Raw genomic sequence first — 4,527 nt, 5'->3', positions numbered from 1 at the left:
GAGATTGATGATAAGGGCAATGTGCTTAGGTGGATAGGAGAGATTAATAGAGAGACAAAAAATATTAGCAAATAAAAAATGATATAATAATGCTTTATATAAGGAATCTTTTATGTTTATAAGTTCTAAAACAGAGTTAATTCAAACTATTAAAAATTTAACAATCAACAATAAAGAAGTTAAACAGATTGATTTTATTTATCCTAATTTTTCTATTTTACACGCTATATTAAAAAATATTGATTTTCATCAAAGAAAAATGCTATCTAAAAATCAAATATTGGCTATGGAAATACTAGAAATTTTAAAACAAACTTGTGATAATCACAATAATATAGAAATAAATATCCATACCCTTAATGAGCTTGATGCTGGACAAAATGTAAATTTAAAAGATTTATCAAGCAGTGAAATTTGCACTAAAGTTTATTTAGAAGACTTAGAAGAAGAAATTCAAGACAAGAAACAAGGTAAAGATTTTAATCTTTTTTATCATACAGATAAAAATAATCTTTGTATCGAATTTATCAATACTTTAAAAGAACTAGCTAAAGATTCTGAAGATATAACAACCTTAGACGAGTTAATCGAAAACATTGATCCTGATGATATAAGCAGTGAGAAATTTGATGATTTTAAGAAAAAAGTTTTAGAAAAGATTGGAAATGTCATAGAATCGGATTTTTTCAAAAATAGCATAAGTCCCACTTTAAAAAATACTTATGAAAAATTTATCAATGAGTTGTTAGAACACATTAAAAAACTTGCCGAAGAAAAAGAATATGAAAAAATTAAAATCATACTAAGTGCTATAGCGGGTGTTGCAATAGCCACAGTGGTAGCTGTTCTTACAGGTGGGACAGGATTAGCTATTTTGGCTGCTGGTTTATTTTCTTTAATGGGTTCTGCAAGCGAGTATTATGAATTTGCTCAAAGAGATTATGGCACACTTTTAACGACTTTAGCCGCATTTTTAGCCACTAGATGTGCTATGTTTATTCATTATATTAATTCTCGCTTGTTATCTTGTGTTTTAATTATTAATAAAAAAGAAATTATTGATTTAAGTGGTTTTGGATTATATCTTGGAAGTGATGAAAGCAATATCGCTTCGAATTTGGCTTATAAAATCACTTTAAGCGAAGAAATAAAAAGCATTGAAAATATTTTTAGTGAAATCTTTTTAAACCCAGAACAAAAAGACAAGGGATATAAAAATACACCCAATGATTCAAAATCGAGCAATTTACCCGCTTTCATTTCAACGCAAAAATTATCTAATTTGTATTTAAAAAACAATGCTATTTTAAAGAATTTGCAAGAAGATATTAAACAATTTATTTATTTTTCCTATATAGAAAGTCCAAATTTTAACTCAAGTAAACTAGCTGAATTTTTCGCACAAAAAAATCAAAATGCACAAATAGATTTAAATACAACTAAAATGAGTAAAAATTATTTGATTATTTCAAATATCCCCAATAAATACAATGCAGGACTTAGTGAAAGTTTAACTCAAGAAATCGCCAACTATAATATACAAGATAAATACAGAAGAATTAAAAAAAATATTGATACTTCAAAAAAAACTTATGACAGCACAAGAGATTATAGCGAATATAGCATAGAAATGCCACAAGATGAAAATGAACCTTATATTTTACAATTAAGCCCTTTTGTGAAAATATCCAAAGAAGCTTATGAGAATAGTAAAAAAGCTTATGAAGATATGCAAAAGGTTTATAAATATTTAACAAATTTTGTTGCTACACCGCAGAAGCTACCAGAATTCGCAAAAACAGCTAAAGAAAAATTAGCAATATCAGAAAATGAGCCAATGATAGAAATAGTAAAAAAGACGGAAAATTTACGACATTGCGAACGAATAAACATTTTAGCTTATATTGACTACAATAAAAAAATAAATGATAAAAAATGGCTTCCTTATTTTTATATCAAAAAATTCTTTAAACAAAACGAAGCCAAAGAATCCATCATAGAAAAAGAAAAGAAGATAGCTCATCAATATTTAACTTTTTTGAAAAAAGAGTTTTTTGAAAAATCGGATAAATCTTCATTTGGGAACTATTCTTTAATGGAATGTTTATTTATTTCATTTGTCTTGTATCAAGCTAAGCTTATTTTTCCAAATATCAATTTGGATTTGAAAAAATATGGAGGCAGTAATTTTGTATATATAAAATACTTAGAGGAAACTTATGTTTTATGGACAGATGAATGTCCAATATATGTAAATAATGAGCCAACAAATATTACAGCATATGAAGTTGTATCGCAATTATTAAAAATACTTGACAAAAAAGATTATTCTTTTGTGGAAAATGATAATTCGATAACTATAGATGATTTTTTTAATGAATTATCAAAAGATTTAGATACAACAAATACATTAGATAAAAAAATAATCAAATTAAAGCAAATGTATCATTTAGATGAACAAAAATGCATTAAAGAATTTATGAATTTAGACGAAGAAACGCAACGAGCTTTTGTTGCATGGATGGATATAGAGAAACAAATATCAGATTTATCAAAGCTTTTGGAGCAGATGTATGGAAAAGAATATTTAAATAAGGCAAAAGAACAAAAAACAAGTGAAATATTTACTTATGCAATGTTAAAAATTTTATTAAGTGCTAGTCCTTTTATCAGCTTTACAGCTCAAATGTTGTGGGATTTTAATTTTTTAAAAACAATAGAATATGTTATTCAAGCTTGTATTAAAATAAACAAAGAAGGATTTAAAGAATTTTTTAAAGAACAGCTTGGTATTTTTGCACCTCCAAAAAAGAATAGTATATATCATATACACATAAAATCTAATTTAATAATAAAAGCACGCTTGCAACAAATAGAAAAAGAATTAATTCATACTAAAATCCAAATGATTTTAGCACAAGAGATAAAATCCAATTTAATAATACAAAAAAATACATCCGGTTTAAATCTATTTATCACAAAGATAAAAGAATACTTTAATGAAAAACAAATTAAGATTTATTGGAGTGATAAATATATGAAACAATTATTTATATACTCTAATCAAGAAAGCAATATATCTAAAATTGCTCTTATGCATAGCATGGATATACAAACTCAAAAATATACTATTTATACTTATGCTAAGCTAAATAAACTTGACCTTGCTTCTATTGTGGCTGGAGAATTTGTGGGTATTTTTTTAAATTATCTCTTTCCAACAAATTTTAAAGCCCTACAAGAACAATATGAAAGCATTGTTTATCAGCTTTACACCTTCAAAGATGATTCTCCTTTAGCGGTTATAAGAGATCATTTTGTAACCTATCCTTTTGCAATCAATTCGAAATTCATTAGCTTTGATTTAAAGAAAATTTTTTATGGCATAGATCTTTGCACAGGAGTTTTTGACACTCATTTTTCCTTTCATTATGAAATAGATCAAAAGCTTGAAGAAAATAAAGAATTTCTTTTAAAAAGACTTTTGTCTTATTTGATTATTGATGAGAAAAGAAATGCAACTGCTTTAGAGGATATAAAAGAACAAAAATATATTATAGATGATTATACTTTTTATTTTAAAGAGTTAAAATCTTTAGAACTTAAAAAATGCACTATATATCAACTTCCTTGTAATCATCCTTTGTTTAAAGAGTTTAGAAATAAAGAAAAGCAAATTAGTGCTTTTAAAAAGGATGAAGATAGTCCTATTCATGCTTACAATGAAGCTTTACAAATTTTACAAGATTTTGCTAATGGAATTTATAATACAAGTAAAGATAAAACAGGAAGATATATAGAAGATAAAAATAAAACCAGAAGATTACTAGAAAAACTCAATATCATAGGACAAAACAATCTTAAGGCTATGTATATGGGGATAAATGGAAATAAAGAAAGCTTGAAAGCTATAGGCAAAAGAGAAAATAACACTAGCAAAGCAAGTGCAAATGCTGACATCACATCAGAAACAAAAACTCCGCCTAATTTCATAGGCAGACTAGCTACTACTATAATCATAGAAGATGGTTTATACATGGGTTAAATTAAGAAAGGATAGATAATGAGTGAAACTTATGAGATTTATACACCTAATGGATTAACATTAGATGTGGAAAAAGATACCAATAAAATACTCTTTAAAGAAAATGTTAAGCCCACAGGCAACTATACCGAAGAATATTCCAAAGCGGTTTTTAAATCTTATCATATTATGAAAAACTCCCCCTACAAAGACTATAAACCCCAATACCTAGATCCTGAATTTCACACAGGGGAGAAATCTACTTTGCTTGAATTTAAAGATTGGCAAAGTATTTATTTAAAAGATCCTATCAAAGGAGCTATAGCTCCTTGGACTAAAGCAGAAAAAGCTTATTATAAATCTTTAAAAACCAAAAGAGAAAGATATAAATATTTAGCAATAAGAAGTGGATTAAGATCTGTGGTTATAGATATACCCTATGATGCTTATGCTAATGTAGATGAAAAAGGATATTTAATCAATGAAGAATACGCCTATATTTA

1 protein-coding gene and 1 pseudogene are annotated in these 4,527 nt (G+C 26.5%); both read left to right on the top strand.

Features of this window, described 5'->3' with window-relative positions; all coding sequences use genetic code 11:
* Window positions 1-112: 112 nt before the first annotated feature.
* Window positions 113-4,045, top strand: coding sequence for a hypothetical protein (locus AJN69_RS02770; RefSeq protein WP_070287707.1), 3,933 nt, complete (start codon window positions 113-115; stop codon window positions 4,043-4,045).
* A gap of 18 nt (window positions 4,046-4,063) precedes the next feature.
* A pseudogene (locus AJN69_RS02765) lies at window positions 4,064-4,527 on the top strand (hypothetical protein); the annotation flags it as partial.

It is taken from the genome of Campylobacter sp. BCW_4338, assembly GCF_001763255.1.
GTDB classification, from domain to species: Bacteria; Campylobacterota; Campylobacteria; order Campylobacterales; family Campylobacteraceae; genus Campylobacter_D; species Campylobacter_D jejuni.
This window is presented reverse-complemented; position numbering and strand designations above follow the sequence as displayed.